This window comes from Pseudomonas medicaginis (assembly GCF_965119365.1).
GTDB lineage: Bacteria > Pseudomonadota > Gammaproteobacteria > Pseudomonadales > Pseudomonadaceae > Aquipseudomonas.
Genome location: NZ_OZ221631.1, coordinates 1001551 through 1024897, shown reverse-complemented (window position 1 = coordinate 1024897; position 23347 = coordinate 1001551). Strand labels below are relative to the sequence as shown.

At 62.3% G+C, this 23347-nt stretch carries 16 protein-coding genes; 12 read left to right on the top strand and 4 right to left on the bottom strand.

The genetic code is table 11. The annotated features are described in order from the left end of the window. Positions 1–21: 21 nt before the first annotated feature. The 5 genes from gcbA to accC all read left to right on the top strand — a co-directional run bounded on the left by gcbA (position 22) and on the right by accC (position 6955). Positions 22–1692, top strand: coding sequence for a diguanylate cyclase GcbA (gene gcbA, locus ACMTA2_RS04430; protein WP_305469547.1), 1671 nt, complete (start codon positions 22–24; stop codon positions 1690–1692). Positions 1693–1744: 52 nt separating this feature from the next. Next, positions 1745–3691, top strand: a complete 1947-nt coding sequence (locus ACMTA2_RS04425) for a methyl-accepting chemotaxis protein (protein WP_413793873.1) — start codon at positions 1745–1747, stop codon at positions 3689–3691. Positions 3692–4637: 946 nt separating this feature from the next. Next, positions 4638–5093 (top strand): type II 3-dehydroquinate dehydratase, encoded by a 456-nt coding sequence (gene aroQ / locus ACMTA2_RS04420; protein WP_072410269.1) that lies wholly within the window; start codon positions 4638–4640, stop codon positions 5091–5093. 24 nt (positions 5094–5117) lie between these two features. Continuing rightward, positions 5118–5582 carry an acetyl-CoA carboxylase biotin carboxyl carrier protein gene (gene accB, locus ACMTA2_RS04415; RefSeq protein ID WP_030138029.1) on the top strand — a complete coding sequence of 155 codons (465 nt, stop codon included), beginning with the start codon at positions 5118–5120 and terminating at the stop codon, positions 5580–5582. A 17-nt stretch (positions 5583–5599) separates the two neighbouring features. Beyond that, positions 5600–6955 carry an acetyl-CoA carboxylase biotin carboxylase subunit gene (gene accC, locus ACMTA2_RS04410; protein WP_060739349.1) on the top strand — a complete coding sequence of 452 codons (1356 nt, stop codon included), beginning with the start codon at positions 5600–5602 and terminating at the stop codon, positions 6953–6955. A gap of 79 nt (positions 6956–7034) precedes the next feature. Here accC and ACMTA2_RS04405 read toward each other — a convergent pair whose 3' ends face one another. After that, positions 7035–10994, bottom strand: a complete 3960-nt coding sequence (locus tag ACMTA2_RS04405; RefSeq protein WP_413793872.1) for a dermonecrotic toxin domain-containing protein — start codon at positions 10992–10994, stop codon at positions 7035–7037. A gap of 190 nt (positions 10995–11184) precedes the next feature. Between ACMTA2_RS04405 and prmA the strand changes: the two genes are divergently transcribed. From prmA to ACMTA2_RS04370, 7 genes are all read left to right on the top strand, one after another. After that, entirely contained in the window at positions 11185–12063 is an 879-nt protein-coding gene (gene prmA / locus ACMTA2_RS04400; RefSeq protein ID WP_413793871.1) for a 50S ribosomal protein L11 methyltransferase, read from the top strand. A 30-nt stretch (positions 12064–12093) separates the two neighbouring features. Next, positions 12094–13320 carry a DUF3426 domain-containing protein gene (locus ACMTA2_RS04395; protein ID WP_413793870.1) on the top strand — a complete coding sequence of 409 codons (1227 nt, stop codon included), beginning with the start codon at positions 12094–12096 and terminating at the stop codon, positions 13318–13320. 185 nt (positions 13321–13505) lie between these two features. Further along, positions 13506–14513 (top strand): tRNA dihydrouridine synthase DusB, encoded by a 1008-nt coding sequence (gene dusB / locus ACMTA2_RS04390; protein WP_053181619.1) that lies wholly within the window; start codon positions 13506–13508, stop codon positions 14511–14513. Further along, positions 14510–14830, top strand: coding sequence for a DNA-binding transcriptional regulator Fis (fis, locus tag ACMTA2_RS04385; protein ID WP_003186237.1), 321 nt, complete (start codon positions 14510–14512; stop codon positions 14828–14830). The genes dusB and fis overlap by 4 nt, the downstream gene beginning before the upstream one ends. An 82-nt stretch (positions 14831–14912) precedes the next feature. Then, positions 14913–16520, top strand: a complete 1608-nt coding sequence (purH, locus tag ACMTA2_RS04380) for a bifunctional phosphoribosylaminoimidazolecarboxamide formyltransferase/IMP cyclohydrolase (RefSeq protein ID WP_413793869.1) — start codon at positions 14913–14915, stop codon at positions 16518–16520. Between the two features lie 156 nt (positions 16521–16676). Further along, a complete protein-coding gene (gene purD / locus ACMTA2_RS04375) occupies positions 16677–17972 on the top strand; it encodes a phosphoribosylamine--glycine ligase (RefSeq protein ID WP_063323117.1) in 1296 nt (431 codons plus the stop codon). 99 nt (positions 17973–18071) lie between these two features. Further along, positions 18072–20861 (top strand): hybrid sensor histidine kinase/response regulator, encoded by a 2790-nt coding sequence (locus ACMTA2_RS04370; RefSeq protein ID WP_413793868.1) that lies wholly within the window; start codon positions 18072–18074, stop codon positions 20859–20861. A 15-nt stretch (positions 20862–20876) separates the two neighbouring features. Here the strand turns inward: ACMTA2_RS04370 and ACMTA2_RS04365 are convergent, their stop codons facing one another. The 3 genes from ACMTA2_RS04365 to ACMTA2_RS04355 all read right to left on the bottom strand — a co-directional run bounded on the left by ACMTA2_RS04365 (position 20877) and on the right by ACMTA2_RS04355 (position 23140). Continuing rightward, positions 20877–21554, bottom strand: a complete 678-nt coding sequence (locus tag ACMTA2_RS04365; RefSeq protein ID WP_413793867.1) for a hypothetical protein — start codon at positions 21552–21554, stop codon at positions 20877–20879. Continuing rightward, positions 21544–22266 (bottom strand): hypothetical protein, encoded by a 723-nt coding sequence (locus ACMTA2_RS04360; protein WP_413793866.1) that lies wholly within the window; start codon positions 22264–22266, stop codon positions 21544–21546. The genes ACMTA2_RS04365 and ACMTA2_RS04360 overlap by 11 nt, the downstream gene beginning before the upstream one ends. Positions 22267–22330: 64 nt before the next feature. Next, the gene (locus tag ACMTA2_RS04355; protein ID WP_413793865.1) at positions 22331–23140 is read right to left on the bottom strand and encodes a hypothetical protein; all 810 of its coding nucleotides are present in this window, start codon (positions 23138–23140) and stop codon (positions 22331–22333) included. Positions 23141–23347: the final 207 nt, after the last annotated feature.

Genomic DNA, 23347 nt, shown 5'->3' with positions numbered 1-23347 from the left:
ACCCTAACTAGTAGTCAGGATATGACCGAGCCAGAAGACCCCAGCCGTGAGCGCCTCAAGCACCACTTTGCCCAGCGGGTAATTCATCAGGCTCGACAGATCCTGGAGATTTGGCAGCGCCTGCAACGCAGTGAGTGGTCAAGCACCGACCTGTCGGAGCTCAGCGAAGCCAATCTGCGCCTGCTGCGCTTTGCCGAGCGCTTCGAACAGCCCGAGCACTCCCAGCTGGCCCAAGGCATCAGCCAGTCGCTGCAAGCGGTGGACGCCAATCGCGGACGCCTGAGCAGCCACCTGATCACCGAAATCAACCGCCTGATGCAGCGCCTGTCTCGTACCGGCCTGCGCCACGGCGACCAACTCGAACAAACTTTCCTGCCGCCGCTGCGCAAACCCATCTACGTGATGCTGCAGGACCATGACCGCGCCGAGCGCCTGGCCAAGCAATTGGAGTTCTTCGGCCTCAGCGCCCAGGCGCTGGACAGTGTCGCGGCGTTCCGGGCCTCGATGGTCGAGCGCCTTCCGGCGGCCATTGTCATGGATGTGGATTTCAGCGGCCCTGGCACCGGCCTGAAACTGGCCGCCGAGGCCCAGGAAGGCCTGGAGCAACCGTTGCCGCTGCTGTTTTTCAGCTTGCTGGAAACGGACACGCCGACACGCCTGGCCGCAGTACGCGCCGGCGGGCAGGAATTTCTCACCGGCACCCTCGAGGCTTCGAGCCTGCTGGAAAAGATCGAGGTGCTGACCTGCGTCGCCCAGTACGATCCCTACAAAGTGCTGATCATCGATGACTCCCGCGCCCAGGCCTTGCACACCGAACGACTGCTCAACAGCGCCGGCATCATCACCCGCACGTTGATCGAGCCGATCCAGGCCATGGCCGAACTGGCGGACTTCCAGCCCGACCTGATCATCCTCGACATGTACATGCCAGCCTGCACCGGTACGGAACTGGCCAAGGTGATCCGCCACAATGACCGCTACGTCAGCGTGCCGATCATCTACCTGTCCGCCGAAGACGACTTGGACAAGCAGCTCGACGCCATGAGCGAAGGCGGTGATGACTTCCTCACCAAACCGATCAAGCCCCGGCACCTGATCACCACCGTGCGCAACCGTGCGGCCCGGGCGCGCAACCTCAAGGCGAGGATGGTGCGCGACAGCCTCACCGGCCTGTACAACCACACCCATATCCTGCAACTGCTCGAGGATTGCAGCTTCCGCGCCCGTCGCGAAGGCAAGCCGCTGAGCTTCGCCATGCTCGACATCGACCATTTCAAACGGGTCAATGACAGCCACGGCCACCCCATGGGCGACCGCGTGATCAAGAGCCTGGCGCTGTTTCTCAAGCAACGCCTGCGCAAGACCGATTTCATCGGCCGCTACGGCGGCGAAGAGTTCGCCATCGTCATGCCCGACACCGACATCGACGCCGCCTGCAAGGTGCTGGACGAAATCCGCCAGCGCTTTGCCGAAATCCACTACCCGGCCCAGCCCCATGATTTGTGGTGCACCTTCAGCGCCGGCGTGGTGGAAATGAGCGATGACTCCGACAGCCTGATGATGGCCAGCCAGGCGGACGAAGCGCTGTACCGCGCCAAGCACGCCGGACGCAACCGGGTACAGAGCGCCCGGCAATCAAAGCAAAGTGCCACCTTTTCATCGGAATCGACTGATTCAGTCATAAACCTGTAACTCAAGCGCAATAAATTCAGGCACTTACGATTCTGCCCCCGGTAGACCCTTGATGCGCCTGAAGCTGCTGACCAATCTCAACACCCTTCTTTTAGTTGCCGTGTGCCTGGGCCTCGGCGCCACCTTATGGTGGTCGCAGATCGCCTTGGAACGGCCCTACTTGCTGATGGAGCGCTACCTGGGCCTGTCACGGCAGTTCCAGGGCGAAGTGGCACGCAATATCGAGGACTACCTGGCCAGCGGCGACGCCTTGCGCCTGAGCGCGGCCACCCAAGCCTTGGAAACGCTGCAGAAGGACCTCGATCAGTTTCCCCCGGAGCTGGCCAAGACCCTGCGTCCGAGCCTGGCGAACCTCGATGGCTTCAGCAAGACCGACCTGCTGGCCGCCGGCAAACTGGCCGGCGATCCACAGGCCTTGCTGCTCCAGGCCGAGCGTGAACTGAGCGCCAGCCTCGACCAACTGGCCCAATACGCCAATGGCGCCCCGGCCTACTTGCCACCGTTGTTTGCCGCTTCACAGCACTTGGGCCGGTTGTCCCTCACCCGGGACAAGCTGGTCAGCAGTGGCCGCAGCGAATTGGCCGTCGATGTCGAGCGGGAACTGGCGAGCATTCGCGTCGAGGCCGAACGCCTCGAAAGCCTGCCACTGCTGGGCGTCACCGCCAGCAGCGAATCGGGCAGCGATGATTTCGCCGCGCTGATGGGCCTGCAAACCCAGGAAAAAACCGCCACCGAAGATGCCGGCATCGCCCTCAAGCGCGAACTCAACAGCCTGCTCGGCCGTTATCCGGCGGAACTGACCCGCACCCGCGAACTGATTCAGAAACGCACTGAGCTCAGCAGCGCCACGCATCTGAAAATTGCCGATGTGCAAACGGCGATCGATACCCTGGAACCGACGGTACGAGCCCAGCATGGGCGGATCCAGGGGGAAGTTCGCTTGATCCAGGGGGTGATGATCGGCCTGATCCTGCTGATCGCGTTGCTCATCGACACCCTGCAGCGGCGCCTGGCCCGCACCTTGACACACCTGGCCCCGGCCCTCTCGACCTGGGCCGAAGGGGACTTCAGCCGGGACATTCACGCAGGCGCCAGCAACCGCGAAATGCAAGACATCGAGGCTTCGCTCAATCGCCTGCGCGCTTACCTGGTGGACCTGGTGGGCACCATTCGGGCGAACGCCGAACAGGTCGCCGGCAGCAGTCGGGCCCTGGCCGAGTTGAGCGGCGAGTTGCACAGCGGAGCCGAGCATCAGGCCGGCGATACCGCACTGATCCGTGACTCCCTCAGCGAACTGGAGGCGACGATCCAGCAAGTGGCCGGCGATGCCAGCCAGGCCGCCGACGCCAGCCGCAGCGCCGGGCAAGCGGTAGAGCAAGGACAGAACGTCATCGGCCTGAGCCTCACGGGCCTGCATGCGCTGGTGGGGGAAGTGCAAGGCAACGCGCAGATGATCGAACAACTGGCCGAGGAGTCGGCCACCATCGGCGGCGTGTTGACGGTGATTCGTTCGATTGCCGACCAGACCAACCTGCTCGCCCTCAACGCCGCCATCGAAGCGGCCCGCGCCGGGGAAATGGGCCGGGGCTTTGCGGTGGTGGCCGAGGAAGTTCGTTCCCTGGCCCAACGCACGGCCGGCGCCACCGCCGAGATCCAGACACTGATCGCCCGCTTGCAACTGGCCGCACGCCAATCGGTGGACGGCATGCGCGCCCAGGTCGAACACGCCGAAGCCACCGCCAACCAGGCGCAAGCGGCCGACGGTGCGCTGGATGAGATCGTCGGCGCCATCCAGACCATCTCCGACACGGCGGTACGCATCGCCGACGTCACCGCCCAACAAAGCGGCGCCGTCAGCGAAATCCGCGATCACAGCGAGCGGATCCACCAACTGGGTGGCGACAACCTGTTGCGCATCGGACAGGGGCGGGAACAGGGCGAGCATCTGCTGGTGCTCGGCGGACGGTTGCACACGGCGGTGCAAGCATTCCGGGTATAACCTGCCTATCCCCCTGTGGGAGCGGGCCTGCTCGCGAAAGCGTGAGTTCAGCTTGCAGGGGGATTGAATGTACCGACGCCTTCGCGAGCAAGCCCGCTCCCACATTGATTCGGGGGGTCTCGGGAACTGATGTTCACCGCAGATCCCCTGTGGGAGCGGGCTTGCTCGCGAAAGCACCGGGTCGGCTTGCAGCGATGTTGGATGTACCGCCGTCATCGCGAGCAAGCTCGCTCCCACATTGATTCGGGGGATCTCGGGAACTGATATTCACCGCAGATCCCCTGTGGGAGCGGGCTTGCTCGCGAAAGCGCCGGGTCGGCTTGCAGCGATGTTGGATGTACCGCCGTCATCGCGAGCAAGCCCGCTCCCACATTGATTCGGGGGATCTCGGAAACTGATGTTCACCGCAGATCCCCTGTGGGAGCGAGCTTGCTCGCGAAAGCGCCGGGTCGGCTTGCAGCGATGTTGGATGTACCGCCGTCATCGCGAGCAAGCTCGCTCCCACATTGATTCGGGGGTCTCGGGAACTGATGTCCACCGCAGATACCCCTGTGGGAGCGAGCTTGCTCGCGAAAGCGCCGGGTCGGCTTGCAGCGATGTTGGATGTACCGCCGTCATCGCGAGCAAGCTCGCTCCCACATTGATTCGGGGGGTCTCGGGAACTGATGTTCACCGCAGATCCCCTGTGGGAGCGAGCTTGCTCGCGATAGCGTTGGTTCAGCTTGCAGGGGGATTGAATGTACCGCCGTCTTCGCGAGCAAGCCCGCTCCCACAAGGTTCAGTGCAGGCTTTCGACTGCAGATGACCGGATCCGGAGGCATGGTCACAAATTTCGCGCAAACATCGGACATCGTGCTGGCTATTGCAGAGAACTGGACAGTCACAAAGGCTTTGCGGCATAGTCGCCAGGTTCTGACACCTGCTCACAGATAACAAGGAACAGCAGATGGCGACCCTATTGGTCCTGCACGGACCCAACCTGAACCTGCTGGGCACCCGTGAACCGGGCGTCTACGGTGCCGTGACACTGGCCCAGATCAACCAGGACCTGGAGCAACGGGCCCGCAACGCCGGCCATCATTTGCTCTATCTGCAAAGCAATGCCGAATATGAATTGATCGACCGCATACACGCCGCGCGTGGTGAAGGCGTGGATTTCATTTTGATCAATCCAGCAGCTTTTACACACACAAGTGTCGCATTACGTGACGCGCTGCTGGCGGTGAGCATCCCATTCATCGAAGTGCATTTGTCCAACGTGCACAAACGCGAACCTTTCCGCCATCACTCCTACTTCTCCGACGTAGCAGTGGGAGTGATCTGCGGCCTTGGCGCCAGCGGTTACCGACTGGCCCTGGAGGCCGCCCTAGAGCAGCTTGAACAACAAGCTATACGCCCCTGACCGACCCTTGGGAGTTGATGATTCATGGATATCCGTAAAGTTAAGAAATTGATCGAATTGCTGGAAGAGTCCGGCATCGACGAGCTTGAGATCAAGGAAGGCGAAGAGTCCGTACGCATCAGCCGCCACAGCAAGACCCCGGCCCAGCAGTTCTATGCACCGGCACCGATGCAGGCTCCGGCCGCCGCGCCAGCGCCAGCAGCAGCCCCGGTTGCCGCCGCAGCGCCAGCCGCACCGGCTGCGCCAGCGCTCAACGGCACCGTCGCCCGCTCGCCAATGGTGGGCACGTTCTATCGCAAGTCTTCGCCATCCTCGCCGTCCTTCGTTGAAGTCGGCCAGACCGTGAAGAAAGGCGACACCCTGTGCATCGTCGAAGCCATGAAGATGATGAACCACATCGAAGCTGAAACCAGCGGTGTGATCGAGTCCATCCTCGTCGAAGACGGCCAGCCGGTTGAGTACGACCAACCGCTGTTCACCATCGTTTGAACCGCGGAGAGCCTTTGATGACTGCGAAGTTGGAAAAAGTTCTGATCGCTAACCGCGGTGAGATCGCCCTGCGGATTCTGCGTGCCTGCAAAGAGATGGGCATCAAGACCGTCGCCGTTTACTCCAAGGCCGACAAAGAACTGATGCACCTGGGCCTGGCGGACGAATCCGTCTGCATCGGTCCGGCGTCGGCTGCGCACTCCTACCTGCACATCCCGGCGATCATCGCCGCTGCCGAAGTGACCGGCGCCACCGCCATTCACCCGGGCTACGGCTTCCTGGCGGAAAACGCCGACTTCGCCGAACAGGTGGAAAACTCCGGTTTTGCCTTCATTGGCCCGAAAGCCGACACCATCCGCCTGATGGGCGACAAGGTCTCGGCCAAGCACGCCATGATCGCTGCTGGTGTACCGACCGTTCCGGGTTCCGATGGCCCGTTGCCTGAAGACGAAGAAACCGCCTTGCGCATTGGTCGCGAAGTCGGTTACCCGGTGATCATCAAGGCCGCTGGCGGCGGCGGTGGTCGCGGCATGCGCGTGGTACACAAGGAAGAAGACCTGATTTCCTCGGCGAAACTGACCCGCTCCGAAGCAGGCGCGGCGTTCGGCAACCCGATGGTCTACCTGGAAAAATTCCTGACCAACCCACGTCACGTCGAAGTCCAGGTGCTGTCCGACGGCCAGGGCCAGGCCATCCATCTGGGCGACCGCGATTGCTCGCTGCAACGTCGTCACCAGAAGGTCCTCGAAGAAGCGCCGGCACCGGGCATCGACGAGCAGGCTCGCCAGGAAGTCCTGGCGCGTTGCGTCAAGGCCTGTATCGACATCGGCTATCGCGGCGCCGGTACCTTCGAGTTCCTGTACGAGAACGGTCGCTTCTACTTCATCGAAATGAACACCCGTGTTCAGGTAGAGCACCCGGTTTCGGAAATGGTCACCGGTATCGACATCGTCAAGGAGATGCTCAGCATCGCCGCCGGCAACAAGCTGTCGTTCACCCAGGATGACGTGGTCATCCGCGGTCACGCGCTGGAATGCCGGATCAACGCCGAAGACCCGAAAACCTTCATGCCAAGCCCAGGCACGGTCAAGCACTTCCATGCCCCGGGCGGCAATGGCGTTCGCGTCGACTCGCACCTGTACAGCGGTTATGCCGTTCCGCCGAACTACGATTCGCTGATCGGCAAGCTGATCACCTACGGGGCGACCCGTGAAGAAGCCATGGCGCGCATGCGCAATGCCCTGGACGAAATCGTGGTAGACGGGATCAAGACCAACATCCCGCTGCACCGCGACCTCGTACGTGACGAAGGCTTCTGCAAAGGCGGCGTCAACATCCATTACCTGGAGCACAAGCTGGGCAACCAGCACTGATGCTTCGCGTGATGTAAAAAGACCCCGGCCCATTGGCCGGGGTCTTTTTTTGCGTGCGCTCAGGAAGGCAGCCAAAGGATCAGCTCAGCGTCACCACGGGAAACGCCTGGGCTTCGATCTGCGCCACGGTTGCCGGCCTGCCCTGGGACGTACTGACGACACCGTTGACATCGGCGATCAAGGGATCGCTGCGCACGCGCGCCATGAACCCGCGTGCGCGTACCGACACCGGATCAGTGCTCTTTTTCGCCCGGGCCAGCACCGGTATGTAGTAGCGCTCGACCTGGCTGCGAGAGGTCTTGAAGACCGACGCGAGCCCGCTGCCCAGATCCAGTGAAAGCCCATAGGTATTGCCGAAGCAGGACGAATACGACCAGTGATCCCAAGTCGGTTGCAGGCCCTGGCGCCGCATCGCCGACCTGACCCGTCCGCCGATGTCGGCCCCCGTCAGCCAGTCCCCGCCCACCAGGGTGGCGCGGATATCCTGCGCAGTCCCGCCCAGGCGCTGCGTGACATCTCGAAGGCTGCGTTCGATAAGCGCGCGGATGTTGTGATCGAAATGAATGACCGCCCCCACCTTGGTGGTCGGGTTGTACAACGAAGCGATCACACAGGTCTGCGCGTTCAGGGAGAACAGATAGTTGTCAGACACCGCCTCGCCGAATCTCGCCACCACGGCCTCGCCCTGCAACGCCCCCCTTGCCACATCCGGGAAGACATGCCCGGGAAACGCCTCCCGCAAATCGGCTATTCGCCCCAGGTTGCGCACCTCTCCATTGCCCCCGCGCAAACCGACTTTGTCATGGGTCCACTTGCCATTCGCCATTCTGCGGATGGGCAATTTGTAAAAGGCACCGGGACGCCGGGCATCCACCAGGCACAAGCCGCCAAAGTAAGGATCCCTCTTCACCTGGTAATACCTGCCCCCGCTCGCGATGTAATAGGTACTTTGCGGCTGCGAGGCGTTGGGCGGGCTGCGATAGGTGCCGAAAAAAATCCCCTCCTCTGTCACCCGCTGCAGGTTCTCCGGCGTCCTGCCGGCCGCCTGCTGCGGCTTGAGGCGCAGGGCTGGAACCAGCGGCCCGGACTCTTTGGCAAGCACTGAAGACGTGCTTCTCAGGTGTTGGGCCGACAATGGCAAGGGTTTCACCGCGAGCCGCAGGTGGCTGGCCGCATGCCCCAACGCCGTGGCCATGCTGGCGGCGCCGAGCGTGGCGAACAGCGTTCCCCAGGTCGCGACCAGCCAGTGACCGAGTGCGTCCTGCGTATCGCCTTGCACATGCCTCCCGATGGCCTGACTGGCGTTGACGGCAATCAAGCCAATGTCCAGCAACACGGCAAAGGGCGGATACACCATGCACACCGGAGCCGCCGCGAAGATCAGGCCCTTGAAGACTTGGTTGCGGATCATTTCGGCACGGCTGGTGGTGATGTCCTCCACATCGGTGACAGCGCGCTCGATACCGGCATCGAACTCGTCACGGGCATCGTCCAGCCGATTGAGTTCGCGCAAGGTATCGACCCGGGCAGTCCCGGCCGCCAGCGCCGCCAGTGTCTTCCCCACAACGGCACGCGCATTGAGTGCGACCCGCGCCAATACGTAGTCATGCAGTTGCGCCGCAGCGCTCCCGGAGAACGCCAGGTACGGGCGGAACAGGATGCCATCCGGCGCGTCGGGGGCGTACAACCAATAAGAAGCCTTCGGATCGAAGTAGGTGAATACGTAGGCCCCCGACACCACATGACCGCTGAAGGTCAGCTTGATCACACCTTCGCGGGTCACGGCCGCACCGGGGTGCGTGGCGCTATTCACCGCTCGTCCATCGCTCAGCAGCGTGACTTGCCGGGTGAGCCAGCGCAGCGCTTCGGCGCCCAACATCCTCTTGCCGTGGGCCACGCGCAGGTCGCGGTCCATCCTGGCCAGCAGCAGGTAGCGGTACGCTTCGCGGCGCTTCCCATATTCGGGCGTCGTGGCATCGAGGAACCCGGCACGGATGTGCTTGGCATATCGCTCCCCCAAGTAGGCCACGCGAATGTATGACGCCAGATCGGCACTGCGAACCGATCCCAGATCCTGCCCGACAGAAGAGCGCACGCCTTTGGCGGGGTCGTCGATGTCCGCGTTTTGCTCGTATCCGAAGATGGCCAGGTCCAGCAGGCTGGCGGTTTTTTTCTCGGCGGCCAGCCCCGGACGGTAGTCGATGAAGACGGTGGCCGGATCGACCGGCTCAAGCACACCCTTGCTGCGCAGGTAAGGCGCGATCATGTCGGCGAAGGTGCGCTTGGCGAAGGCCATGAAGACTTCATAGCCAACGAGCTGTTCATCGAACACCTGCTGATGAACCAGCAAGGCCTGGCTCAAGCCGCTGATGTTGCGTCGTGACTCAAGCGGCAATGCCGAGTACCAGCGAGGCGACTCGTTCAACGCCACTTGCGTCAGGTTATTGGCCAGGCCGATCGAGACCGCGTCCTGCAGACAGGCCCTGAAACCTGCCTCAGTGCCCCTGAGGTCTTGTCCCAGGTCCCAGGAAAACGGTTTCTCCACCACTCGGGCAAAGTACGCGCGAGCTTGTCCGCGCTCGGTCGGAGAGAGTTGCTGCAACAGGTATTCGCGACCGGCCTCGTGCTGGGTCCACGCACCGACTTCGCCACTCAGGGCCCGCAGCGAGGGCAATTCGATCCACTCCTGGCCATCGGGTTTGCCGGGGGCGTACAGCAGCAGGTCACTGACACCACCGCCCGCCTCATCGCGATAGAACACCAGCAGATCGGCACACTTCAGGCCATGGGGAAGCACCAGCCCGGCGACACGCACCCCGTCGACCGCGTTCTCCCACAGGGCCCTGAGGTGGTCGTGGTGGGTCACCGACAACTGGCCTGCGCAGCGGGCGACAAACGCACTGTGCTGCAGGCGCGTTACAAACCCGTCGAGCATGGCATCCTTCAGATCCCCACGTGCGTATCGCTCGGCCAGTGCTGGCAGGTACCCGGCAGGCGCGTCGACGTTCGCCAACAACTGCCCGATGAAGGCAGGTGAAAGAGGCTGGTTACGGAGCATGCTGCCATTCTCGACCAGAAACACCGACACCGCGTCCGGCCTGACCGGCCCCGCCGCCACCAGCTCACTCAGGTTGTAAGTGTGGACGGGTTGGCCAATGACCGTTCGCCACTGCAACTGCACGCGAATGCTGTCCGGCTCGACCTCCATGTCCCCTTCATTCCGGACATAGTCCCTGGCCAACTGCCGAGCGAAGGCGCGCAGCGAGCCCAGGCCATCGACCCGCTCATCCACCAGTGCTTGCGCCAGCGCGGCCTGGCGCTCAAGCGCCCACAGCCATTCACGATCTGAAGGGCTCAGCCCCCGCAGCCAATGCGGCAGTTGCGGCCGCACCAGCGCGCCAAGGTCCCGGCGTTCGGACGCGGTCGCCAACGCGGTCAGGCGACTCGTCCGGCGCCAGGCGTCCTGGAGTGCTTCGATCCGCTCTCGCCACTCATCGACGCCCAGACCGACCAGGCGGTCGGGCTGGAACAGCTCGTCGACCGCAATCAGGTGCTCATCCAGTTTCTGCCTGATCACGTCTTCGAGCGAGGCGTCGTGCGCAGCCATTCGCCAATGCCGCCGCAGATAGTCCTTGTAGTGCTCGACAAACCGAGTGGCCGCCCCCTCCACCGCCTGTACAACCAACGCCCGGCGCTCGGACGCAAAACCCAGGTCCGCGCCGTCGGGCCAGCGGTAGGGTGCGTCTTGTTCCTCGTCGTACACCAAAAACGTCTGGTCGATCATGCGCTGCAACACGGTATCGAGCAGGGTGCCGATGAAGTGTGGATCGATATTGCCTTGGTAATAGTGGGTGCGCAGTTCGACCAGCAAATACTCTTCCAGCACCTCCAGCAGGCTCATCTGTGTGTCCAGTCGCGCGTCGATAACCGCCTGCCAACGCGTCAGTTTCTCCAAGGTCGCCCGTGCGGTAGCCATCGGTGGGGAAGCGACCATCCCCGTGCGCTCCATGTTGCCTTGCCGTTCGGCAATGATGTCCATGCACAATCCTTCCTGCTGTGTGGACCGGCACCTTATCCGCCCTGCGACATGCCCAAGCCATACATATATATATCGAAACACCACCCCGACGGCGCGAGACTCGCTTATCCACTTTGACGGCGACCTGGCGTACACTGCGCGCCTTTGCAGCCCTGCGCTGCCCCCTGTGGATTTTTCAAAGGTGCCCGCCATGCCTTGGCTGCAAGTACGTCTGGCCATCAGCCCGGAACAAGCCGAAACCTACGAAGACGCGTTTCTTGAAGTAGGCGCTGTATCGGTAACCTTCATGGACGCCGAAGACCAGCCGATCTTCGAGCCGGAGCTCAACACCACCCCGCTGTGGTCCCACACCCACCTGTTGGCGCTGTTCGAAGGCGGCACCGAGGCGGCCAGCGTACTGGCCCATCTCGAGTTGCTGACCGGCAGCCCGCTGCCCGAGCACCACAGCGAAGTGATCGAGGACCAGGACTGGGAACGCAGCTGGATGGACAACTTCCAGCCGATGCGTTTCGGCCAGCGCCTGTGGATCGTCCCGAGCTGGCATGCCGCGCCAGAGCCGGACGCGGTCAACCTGCTGCTGGACCCGGGCCTGGCGTTCGGCACCGGCACCCACCCGACCACCGCGCTGTGCCTGGAATGGCTCGACGGCCAGGACCTGAAGGGTTGCAACGTGCTCGACTTCGGCTGTGGCTCGGGGATCCTGGCGATCGCAGCACTTCTGCTGGGCGCCCGGGAAGCGGTCGGCACCGACATCGACGTCCAGGCCCTGGAAGCCTCCCGTGACAACGCCGGGCGTAACCACATCGCCGAAGCCCTGTTTGCGCTGTACTTGCCACAGGACTTGCCCCAGGTCCAGGCCGACGTGCTGGTGGCCAATATCCTCGCCGGCCCGCTGGTGTCCCTGGCGCCGCAGCTGTCGAGCCTGGTCAAGCCGGGCGGACGCCTGGCGCTGTCGGGCATCCTCGCCGAACAGGGCGAAGAAGTCGCCGCCGCTTATGCCGCGGACTTTGACCTGGACCCGATCGCCAATCGCGATGGCTGGGTGCGCATCACCGGACGTCGGCGCTAGAATGAGCGCCTGTACCCACCGGATTGCCGCATGACTGACAGCTTCGTCACCCAGTGCCCGCATTGCCAGACCCGTTTTCGCGTCAACCATGCTCAGTTGAGCGTGGCCCGCGGAGTGGTTCGTTGCGGCTCGTGCCTGCAGGTGTTCAATGCCGCACGACAGTTGCTGGAACAACGCACGGTCAAGCCAGCGACGCCCACCGTCGCTCCGCCCTCCAAGCCTGCCGCCGAAGCTGCGCCCCGGGCGATCAGCCAGAAACAATGGAGCGCCGCCGAGCTGGACCTGGATGACCTGGACAAGGAACTGGCGCGCCTGGAGCGACGTGACAATCGCGCCCCGGGCAATACCGGCCGGCGCCGGGAAGACAACCTGAGCGCGCAACGCGATTCGCTCTCCAGCGAACAGCAAGCCTGGCCCGACAGCCTGTACAGCGAAACCTCGGGCGAACACGCTGAAGCCGTCCTCGATACCCCCTTCGAACCGTTCGAACCCCACGAGCCGGCGCGGCCACCGCGTACCGAGCCGTCCTTGTCCCTGGCCCTCGAACCGCTTGAGCCGGACGACGAACCGGTCGCTGCGCTGCGCCTCGCGCCGGACGACGAACCCGACGAACACCTCGAGCGCCTGTCCGCCACCGACGACCACGACGACGAACCCGAGCAGCCGCTACCGCTGCGCAAGTCCCGGGAACGCCAGGAGCCGGGGATACGCGCAGAAGCCCTCCAGGACCTGGACGACGACCCGTTGCAACTGGACTGGCGCAAGCGCCGCTCGCCCTGGGGCCGACGCTTGTTGTGGGCCCTGCTGATCCTGCTCGCCGCCGCAGCCCTGGGTGGCCAGTACATCGCCTACCATTTCGAGGAACTGGCCCGCCAGGACCAGTACCGGCCCTGGTTCCTGCAACTCTGCCCGACCATCGGTTGCGACGTACCGTCCAAGGTCGACATCGCCAAGATCAAAAGCAGCAACCTGGTGGTGCGCAGCCATCCAGAGTTCAGCGGCGCCCTGGTGGTGGACGCGATCATCTACAACCGTGCGCCCTTCTCCCAACCTTTTCCGTTGCTGGAACTGCGCTTTGCCGACCTCAACGGGCACCTGATCGCCAGCCGACGCTTCAAGCCCGGGGAGTACCTGGGCGGTGATCTGGAGGGCCGCGGCGAAATGCCGCCGCAGACGCCCATCCACATCGCGCTGGACATCCTGGATCCGGGACCCAAGGCAGTGAACTACAGCCTGAGCTTTCATTCACCCGAATGAAACCGGCCAGGGTTGGCCAATTGACGGCAGCTTTCTGACTGACCCCACCCAGACCAAACCGCTGGCGATAACAAAATAGCTGTTCAGATTTTATCCAATTCGATCTTTATCCAGTCATCGAGAGCGGGTATCATGCCAACCCTTTTTCGAAGTCTCATGATCCGGCCCCACTTCAGGGAAGTCCTATGTCGGCGGTACGCATCGGCCCATACACATTGCAGAACGGCCTGGTTCTCGCCCCTATGGCGGGCGTCACCGACCAGCCCTTTCGTCAGTTATGCAAACGATTGGGCGCAGGACTGGTGGTTTCGGAAATGGTCACCAGCGACATGAGTTTGTGGAACACCCGCAAATCGCGTCTGCGCATGATCCACGAAGGCGATCCCGAGCCCCGCTCGGTACAGATCGCCGGTGGCGACGCACAGATGCTGGCGGAGGCGGCCCGGGCGAATGTCGAGTTGGGGGCGCAGATCATCGACATCAACATGGGCTGCCCGGCGAAAAAGGTCTGCAACAAGGCCGCCGGCTCGGCACTGTTGAAAGATGAAGCGCTGGTCACCGAGATCCTGCAGGCGGTCGTCGCCGCAGTCGATGTGCCGGTGACCCTGAAGATCCGCACCGGGTGGGACCGGGAGAACAAGAATGGCCTGGTGGTGGCGAAGATCGCCGAACAGGCGGGCATCACGGCGCTGGCGGTCCATGGCCGCACCCGGGCCGACCTGTACACCGGCGAGGCCGAGTACGACACCATCGCCGCGATCAAGCAGGCGGTGTCGATCCCGGTCTTTGCCAACGGCGACATCGATTCGCCCGAGAAGGCCCGGTACGTGCTGGACGCCACCGGCGCCGATGGCCTGTTGATCGGCCGGGCCGCCCAGGGGCGTCCCTGGATTTTTCGTGAAATCGAACACTATCTGCGCACGGGCGAAAAACTCGCGGCGCCGCAGTTGTCCGAGGTGGAACGTATTCTGCTAGAGCATCTGGCCGCGCTGCATGCCTTCTATGGAGAAGTCATGGGCGTACGCATCGCTCGCAAGCATGTGGGCTGGTATCTCGCAACCCTGCCGGGCGCCAGGGAGTTTCGCGCCCGTTTCAATCGTTTGGATGGTACGCAAGCACAATGCGCCGACGTTCAGGCGTTCTTCGCTGAGCGTTACAAGAGCCTGACAGGGGACGAAGGGGTGGCCGCATGACGATGATGACCGAGACTTTAGTGAGTGGAACAACACCCGTGAGCGACAACGTGAATTTGAAACAGCACCTCAATACCCCCAGCGAAGAAGGCCAGACCCTTCGCGGGAGTGTCGAGAAGGCGCTGCACAATTATTTCGCCCACCTTGAGGGCGCTGCCGTCACGGATGTGTACAACCTGGTGCTTTCCGAAGTCGAGGCACCTCTGCTCGAAAGCGTGATGAACTACGTCAAGGGCAACCAGACCAAGGCCAGTGAACTGCTGGGCCTGAACCGCGGCACCCTGCGAAAGAAACTCAAGCAGTACGATCTGCTGTAAGCATTCAATCAAACCAGAAAGGCGCCCGCATAAAAACGGTCGCCTTTTTTGCTGACTTCCCTTGCTTTTGATGGAAATTGAAATGACCGACCAGACCACCCGCCTGCCGATCCGCCGCGCTTTGATCAGCGTCTCCGACAAGACCGGGATCCTCGAATTCGCCCGCGAGCTGCAACAGCTGGGCGTCGAGATTCTCTCCACCGGCGGGACCTTCAAGCTGCTGCAGGACAACGGTGTCGCCGCAGTGGAAGTCGCGGACTACACCGGTTTTGCGGAAATGATGGACGGTCGGGTCAAGACCCTGCACCCGAAAATCCATGGCGGGATCCTCGGCCGTCGCGGCATCGACGACGCCATCATGAACGAACACGGCATCAAGCCAATCGACCTGGTCGCGGTCAACCTCTACCCGTTCGAAGCCACCATCAACAAGCCTGGCTGCGACCTGCCGACCGCCATCGAGAACATCGACATCGGCGGCCCGACCATGGTCCGCTCGGCGGCCAAGAACCATAAAGACGTGGCCATCGTGGTCAACGCCAGCGACTACGCCAACGTGCTGCAGAACCTCAAGGCCGGTGGCCTGACCTACGCCCAGCGCTTCGACCTGATGCTCAAGGCCTTCGAACACACCGCCGCCTACGACGGCATGATCGCCAACTACATGGGCACCGTGAACCAGGCCGCTGAAACCCTGTCGACCGAAGGCCGCAGTGAATTCCCACGCACCTTCAACACCCAGTTCGTCAAGGCCCAGGAAATGCGCTACGGCGAGAACCCGCACCAGAGCGCGGCGTTCTACGTGGAAGCCAAGCCTGCCGAAGTCGGCATTGCCACGGCCACCCAGTTGCAGGGCAAGGAATTGTCGTTCAACAACGTGGCCGACACCGACGCCGCACTGGAATGCGTGAAGAGCTTCGTCAAGCCCGCCTGCGTCATCGTCAAGCATGCCAACCCGTGCGGCGTGGCCGTGAGCCCGGACGCCGAGGGCGGCATCCGCCAGGCCTACGAACTGGCCTACGCCACCGATACCGAGTCGGCCTTCGGCGGCATCATCGCCTTCAACCGTGAACTGGACGCCGAGACCGCCAAGGCCATCGTCGAGCGCCAGTTCGTCGAAGTGATCATCGCCCCTTCGGTCAGCGAAGAAGCCCGCGCCATTGTCGCGGCCAAGGCCAACGTGCGCCTGCTGGCCTGCGGCCAATGGTCGGCCGATCGTGCACCGGCCTGGGACTACAAACGCGTCAACGGCGGCCTGCTGGTCCAGAGCCGCGACATCGGCATGATCGGCAGCGAAGACCTCAAGGTCGTGACCCAGCGTGCCCCGAGCGAGCAGGAAATCAACGACCTGATCTTCGCCTGGAAAGTCGCCAAGTACGTCAAGTCCAATGCCATCGTCTACGCCAAGAACCGCCAGACCATCGGTGTCGGCGCCGGCCAGATGAGCCGCGTGAACTCGGCCCGCATCGCCGCCATCAAGGCTGAACACGCCGGCTTGCAGGTACAAGGCGCGGTCATGGCCTCCGACGCGTTCTTCCCGTTCCGCGACGGCATCGACAACGCGGCCAAGGTCGGTATCACCGCGGTGATCCAGCCGGGTGGTTCGATGCGTGACGCTGAAGTGATTGCTGCTGCCGACGAAGCCGGCATTGCCATGGTCTTCACCGGCATGCGCCACTTCCGTCACTGATACACCGACCCACTGTGGGAGCGAGCTTGCTCGCGATAGCGTCGATTCAGTCAGCATTGAAGTCCGCAGACACATCGCCATCGCGAGCAAGCTCGCTCCCACAGAAAGGCAGCTTTAGCGCTGCATCCAGAATCAGCGTCATCCGAGGTTTTTGAAATGAATGTTTTGATCATTGGCAGCGGTGGCCGCGAACACGCCCTGGCCTGGAAAGTGGCCCAGGATCCCCGTGTGCAGAAAGTTTTCGTGGCACCGGGCAATGCCGGCACCGCCATCGAGGCCAAGTGCGAAAACGTCGCCATCGACGTGCTGGCCCTGGAACAACTGGCCGACTTCGCCGAGAAGAACGTCTCGCTGACCATCGTCGGCCCGGAAGTGCCCCTGGTGGCCGGTGTGGTCGACCTGTTCCGCTCCCGCGGCCTGGACTGTTTCGGTCCGACCGCCGGTGCCGCGCAACTGGAAGGCTCGAAAGCGTTCACCAAGGATTTCCTGGCCCGTCACAAGATCCCGACCGCCGACTACCAGAACTTCACCGAAATCGAACCGGCCCTGGCGTACCTGCGCGAGAAAGGCGCTCCGATCGTGATCAAGGCCGACGGCCTGGCCGCCGGCAAGGGCGTGATCGTCGCCATGACCCTGGCCGAGGCCGAAGACGCCGTACGCGACATGCTCGCCGGCAATGCCTTCGGTGACGCCGGCTCCCGTGTGGTGATCGAAGAGTTCCTCGACGGCGAGGAAGCCAGCTTCATCGTCATGGTCGATGGCAAGAACGTCCTGCCGATGGCCACCAGCCAGGACCACAAGCGCGTTGGCGATGGCGACAGCGGCCCGAACACCGGCGGCATGGGCGCCTACTCCCCGGCCCCGGTGGTGACCGCCCAGGTGCACCAGCGTGTCATGGACCAGGTGATCTGGCCGACCGTGCGCGGCATGGCCGAGGAAGGCAACGTCTACACCGGGTTCCTCTACGCGGGCCTGATGATCGACAAGGCTGGTAACCCAAAAGTCATCGAATTCAACTGCCGTTTCGGCGATCCTGAGACCCAGCCGGTCATGCTGCGCCTGCAATCGAGCCTGGTCCTGCTGGTCGAGGCCGCACTGGCCCAGGCCCTGGACAAGGTCGAGGCCCAGTGGGATCCGCGCCCAAGCGTCGGTGTCGTATTGGCGGCCGGCGGTTATCCGGGCGACTACGCCAAGGGCAGCGCTATCCAGGGCCTGGACGCCGCGGCCCGCCTGGAAGGCAAGGTCTTTCATGCAGGCACTGCGTTGAAGGATGGGCAAGTGGTCACCGCGGGCGGGCGTGTGCTTTGCGCCACTGCCATGGGCGCCAGTGTCGACGAAGCTCAGCAGCAGGCCTACAAGCTTGCCGCCGAGATCGACTGGGAAGGTTGTTTCTACCGCAAGGACATTGGCTACCGCGCCATTGCCCGCGAGCGTGGCGAAAATCTGGAATAACCCGGCCATTCAGTCAGGCAAGGGTCTGCGGCCCTTGCCTGACTGTTCCGGCGCCGCGCATAGTTATAATCTGGCATCAACCTACGAAGGGATTTCGCCGTGCGCTGGCTCAGGATTGCCATAGGCTTTACCGTCACCCTGCTGACGCTGCTCTGCATGCTCCCGGCCCAGGCCGCGCCAGGCAGTGGTTGGGCGGTATTGCTCGACGAACAGGGCGACCTGACACTGAGCGACATCCGCTCTGCCCGCTACACCAATCAATTCAGCCCCATCGACCTGGACCGCCTCAGGGCCGCCGAGCCCGGTGGTGCATTGTGGCTGCGTTTCCGCCTGGCCCCGGACAGGCATGAACAGATCCTGCGCATCTTCGCACCCGACCTGTCACGCCTGAACCTCTACGTGCTGGACGGCGACACCCTGGTCGAGCAACAGGTCGATGGCAATGCCACGCCGCATACCGGACCGGCGGTACCCAGCAGCGACTTCATGCTGCCGCTGCCGCGCAGCGACAAATCACTGGACGTCTACCTGCGACTGGCCTCACGTCACGAACTGCGCCCCTACGTCACGCTGGAATCGGCCGTCACGGCGGCGGCCGATCAGAACCAGACGCTGATCTATGGGCTGCTGTTCGGCTGCATCGCCATGCTGATCCTGCACAACCTCACCCGCTACGCCTATACCCGTTCACGCAGCTGCCTGTGGCTGGCCGCCTGCGAAGGGCTGCTGATGCTCAGCCTGGTGCTGTTGTTGAACCTGGCGGGGCCCTGGCTACCCGACTGGCCGGCGGTACAGACACCCGGGGCCTACCTGGCGTTACTGCTGACGGCGCCCTGCGGCCTGATGTTCGCCTACCGCTTCTTCGCGCCCCTGGGGCCGCACCCGTTGAACCGGTTGCTGCTGGGGGACATTGTGTTCGTCATGCTGTGCAGCCTGCTGCTGTTGTTCGTCAGCACGCTGCCACTCAATATCATGACCTACGCCCTGGTGGCCCTGGCCGGCCTGAGCATGCTGTTCGTCAGTGCCTGGCACTGGCAAAAAGGCTATCGCCCGGCCCGGTTGTTCGTCGCCGCCATGGTGGTCTTCAACCTGGGCACGCTGATCATCCTTCCGGCACTGCAAGGGCTCACGGAAGTTCCTCCCCAGGGCTTGATCATCACCCTGCTGATCTTCATCTGCATCAGCGGCCTGTTGATGAGTGTCGCCCTGGGCGAGCGCCAGCGCTCGATCAACGAAAGCCGCTTCAGCATCAGCCGTGACCTGGCGGCGAGCAATGCCGAGATCAATGCCAAGGCCGAGTTCCTGGCCAAGATCAGCCACGAGATCCGCACCCCGATGAACGGCGTGCTGGGCATGACCGAGCTGCTGCTGGGCACGCCGCTGTCGGTCAAGCAGCGCGACTACGTGCAGACTATCCACAGCGCCGGCAATGAACTGCTGACCCTGATCAACGAGATCCTCGACATTTCCCGCCTCGAATCCGGGCAGATCGAACTGGACGACGTGCAGTTCGATCTCAATGCACTGATCGAGGATTGCCTGAGCATCTTCCGCGCCAAGGCCGAACAGCAGAACGTCGAGCTGATCAGTTTCATCCAGCCCCAGGTGCCGCGCGTGATCAGTGGCGATCCGACGCGGCTGCGCCAGGCGCTGCTGAGCCTGCTGGAAAACGCCCTGAAGAAGACCGACGAGGGCGAAGTGCTGATCGTCGTCGCCCTCGACGAGCGTAGCCAGCAGCCGCGCCTGCGTATCGCAGTGCAGGACAGCGGGACCCCCATGGACGCTGAAGAGCGCGACACGCTGATGCACGCCGAACTGCACAGCAAGAACTTCCTCTCGGCCACGCGCCTGGGCGGCAACCTTGGCCTGGTCATCGCCCGCCAGTTGATCATCCTGATGCACGGGGAATTCGGCATCAAAAGCGGCAGCAACCAGGGCAGTACCCTGTGGCTGACCTTGCCCCTGGACCCGGATCGCCTCGAACACCCGACTTCCGACCTCGATGGCCCGCTGCAAGGGGCACGGGTGTTGATCGTCGACGACAACGACACCTGCCGCAAGGTACTGGTGCAGCAGTGCAGCGCCTGGGGCCTGAACGTCAGCGCGGTGCCATCGGGCAAGGAAGCCCTGGCGCTACTGCGCACCAAGGCGCACCTGCGCGATTATTTCGACGTGGTGCTGCTGGACCAGAACATGCCAGGCATGACCGGCATGCAACTGGCGGCCAAGATCAAGGAAGACCCAAGCCTGAACCACGACATCCTGTTGATCATGCTCACCGGCATCAGCAATGCGCCGAGCAAGATCGTGGCGCGCAACAGCGGGGTCAAGCGCATCCTCGCCAAACCGGTGGCCGGCTATACCCTCAAGACCACCCTGGCGGACGAGTTGAACCAGCGCAACAGGGGCCAGGCGACGAATGTGCAGGTGAATGCCGGTCCTCCCATCACGGTGAAGGTGCCGAGCGATTTCCGCATCCTGGTGGCCGAGGACAACAGCATTTCCACCAAGGTCATCCGCGGCATGCTCGGCAAGCTCAACCTGCAACCCGACACCGCCAGCAACGGCGAAGAGGCCCTCAAGGCCATGAAGGAGCAGCGCTATGACCTGGTCCTGATGGACTGCGAAATGCCGGTCCTCGACGGATTTTCCGCCACCCAGCAGCTGCGTGCCTGGGAAATGGGTAACCAGCGCACCCGTACGCCAGTGGTCGCGCTCACCGCGCACATCCTGGCCGAACACAAGGAACGCGCACGCCAGGCCGGGATGGACGGGCACATGGCCAAGCCGGTGGAGCTGTCGCAACTGCGCGAGCTGATCGAACACTGGGTAGCCCAGCGCGACCAGCAGAACAAGACCGCCGCGCATTCGTCCGAGGGCGTCCGCTGACGCCCGAAGCCCTGTTCAAGCTTGCAACGCATGGATATTACGGCTCGCCTCGGCGATAACGGCGGCCAGGACTTTTTCCCTGAACATTGCGTAGTGCAGCGTATTGAACGTCACGACTGCCATTTCTTCATGGCTGGCCTGCACAACCTCCTCGATCGGCCAGAAAAGAAAGGTCGAGAGCGTTTTACGAACGCTGAATTGTTTGTGGTACAGAGCAACCTCTATTCTCCCAGGCGATTTCGGCAGGCAGGGAATCACCTGGAAGAACGCCGAATCATGCTGCAGGCTCGCCTGTTCGAATGCTTGAAGGGCATTGGGGTTTCGCTTCAGGGCACCAAGCGATTCAGTCGCCGACCGCGCAAAGCGCTCATCGAACGCTTGGGATATTTGCCGGGAAACGCTCTCGGCCACTGACCCCTCGCCTGCCTGTCCGGGCCTGGGAGAACGCGCCGAATCCCACCCCAGGTATCTGAGCGTGTTCCTGTAGTAGCTGAACCAGCTGCCCACCAAACCGTCCCGATACGCCGACCGCGTTGCCAACTGGGCATACAGGTTGCTGAGGCAGATGTCTTCGCGATCCTGGGCAGACAACCCCTGGTCGAACGACACAAGGCTTGCCCCCACTACGGCAGCCGGTATGGCATCGCTGCGGAGAAACAAGCGCTCGCCAGCCGCTAGGCGCTCACGATTCATGACGCGGCCCCAGCTCGACGTTGCCGGAAATATCAAAGACATGCTTGGTGGGCTTATCCCTCAGCTTTTGCACGATCGCACCACGCAGGGGATCGTAAAGCGCCTTCGATAAGTTGGCCTGGAAGCACCTGGACTGAAGATGCCCCACCACATTGGCGACGGACAGGCACTGCCCAAGCGGGTTGGAAATAGCCGGTTGGGTGGTCTCATAGCTCAGGGAGACGCTGCTCAGCAGAGGGCCCTGCCGGGCCAGAATCACTTGCAAACAGACCCTGCCAGCAGCTTCTTCAGTCGCTGACAGTGGCGTGGGCTCCTTGGGCTTGCAGGTCTGCTCGCGCAGTTGCTCGATGGCCGGCAAGGTACCGGGCAATTGCCCGACACGGCTCAATAAGCGAGTGACTTCTTCGGCTACCGTGGGATCGACATAATCTCCCAGCCGACGCCCCAGCCAGTGCGCCGCGCTGAAGTTGGATTGCTCATCGAGCGTGAAGTTGTCCCATGCAGCAGTCTTCTGCAACCAGCCGTTCTTCAAGACGTCACGGTACTCGTCATACCAGTTTGGCGCCTGTGCATAAGCCGGATACTTTTTGTTGGCGACCAACTGCGCAAACAATACCGAATCCAACACATCGTTTTTTTCCTGCCCAGCCATACCCGGCGACAATATCGCGATAACGCCGGCATTAATAAAAACCGAATAACCCTCATTCATTGCAATCACCTGGTTCTTTTTAGGGTTGGCGACTACGTTGTAGTCGCCAGGTGGATACACAAGATCAGATTTCGTATGCTTCGATTTTTTTCTGGGCGCGATCGCCGAGCTTTTCAATAATGGTCGCACGTGTACGGTTAATAACGGCCGGCACCATGGTCATGTGGCTTTCACCACGATAAAGATCGACCGAACTGCTGTCCCAATTAACAAACAAGACTTGGGTCTGGTTCGTGCGCTTGATGAAACGCACGGCTCCCAGCGCCATGATGACTTCGCCATGTGGCGTCTCATGACAGGCCGCGACGCCAAACCCTCCCGTGCCAGACTCCTGGATGTTCTGGTCAAACACCCGGAGCGGCCTGTCACGGGTTTGCAAGGCCGCGATGGCATCGCTGGCAACCTTGAGCATCAGCAGTGACGAAGGCCCGGGAACCGTGGCGGCCGCCACCGCCGAACCCAGTATTTTCAGCACCAGTTGATCCATCGTGAAATGCTTGCCCGAGGCGGCAACCGCGTCATAGTACTTCTGCAGGATCGTCCAGCCGCAATCCTGCATCACTTGCAGGAAAAGTTGATACCACTCCTTACCCTGCTCATCACGTGGGTAGCGCTTATTAGCCACTAACGACGCAAACAGGTAAGAGTGCTGGATATCCGCCTGGTTTTGTTCGGACATTCCCGACACGAAGGCCAGGATACCGTCACCCACAACCGACGCGCGATCCGGTTTTTCCGGATAGTCGGCTGTCTCGCCAGCACGGACAATAAAATTACGCGGCAACAACTCAAACGCTTCCGGCGCAACATCATAAGCACTCAAGCGTTCAAGACGATCAGCCAGGGTTACAACAGAATCATAGTGAGCGTTCATACAACTTCCTTATTTAATCAAGATCATCCTTGGATCCGAGCGATGAACTTACGTAACCCACTGCCTGACAACAAGTGCGCAACTGTAACCGTAAATAATGAAACTCAACGCCCTACCAGCGGTTGTCATGAAGTGGTATTTCCTGGACGTGTATCTCGCCCTTGCCACGAGCCGACAGACACCCCGACGCCTGATAGACTCCACGTC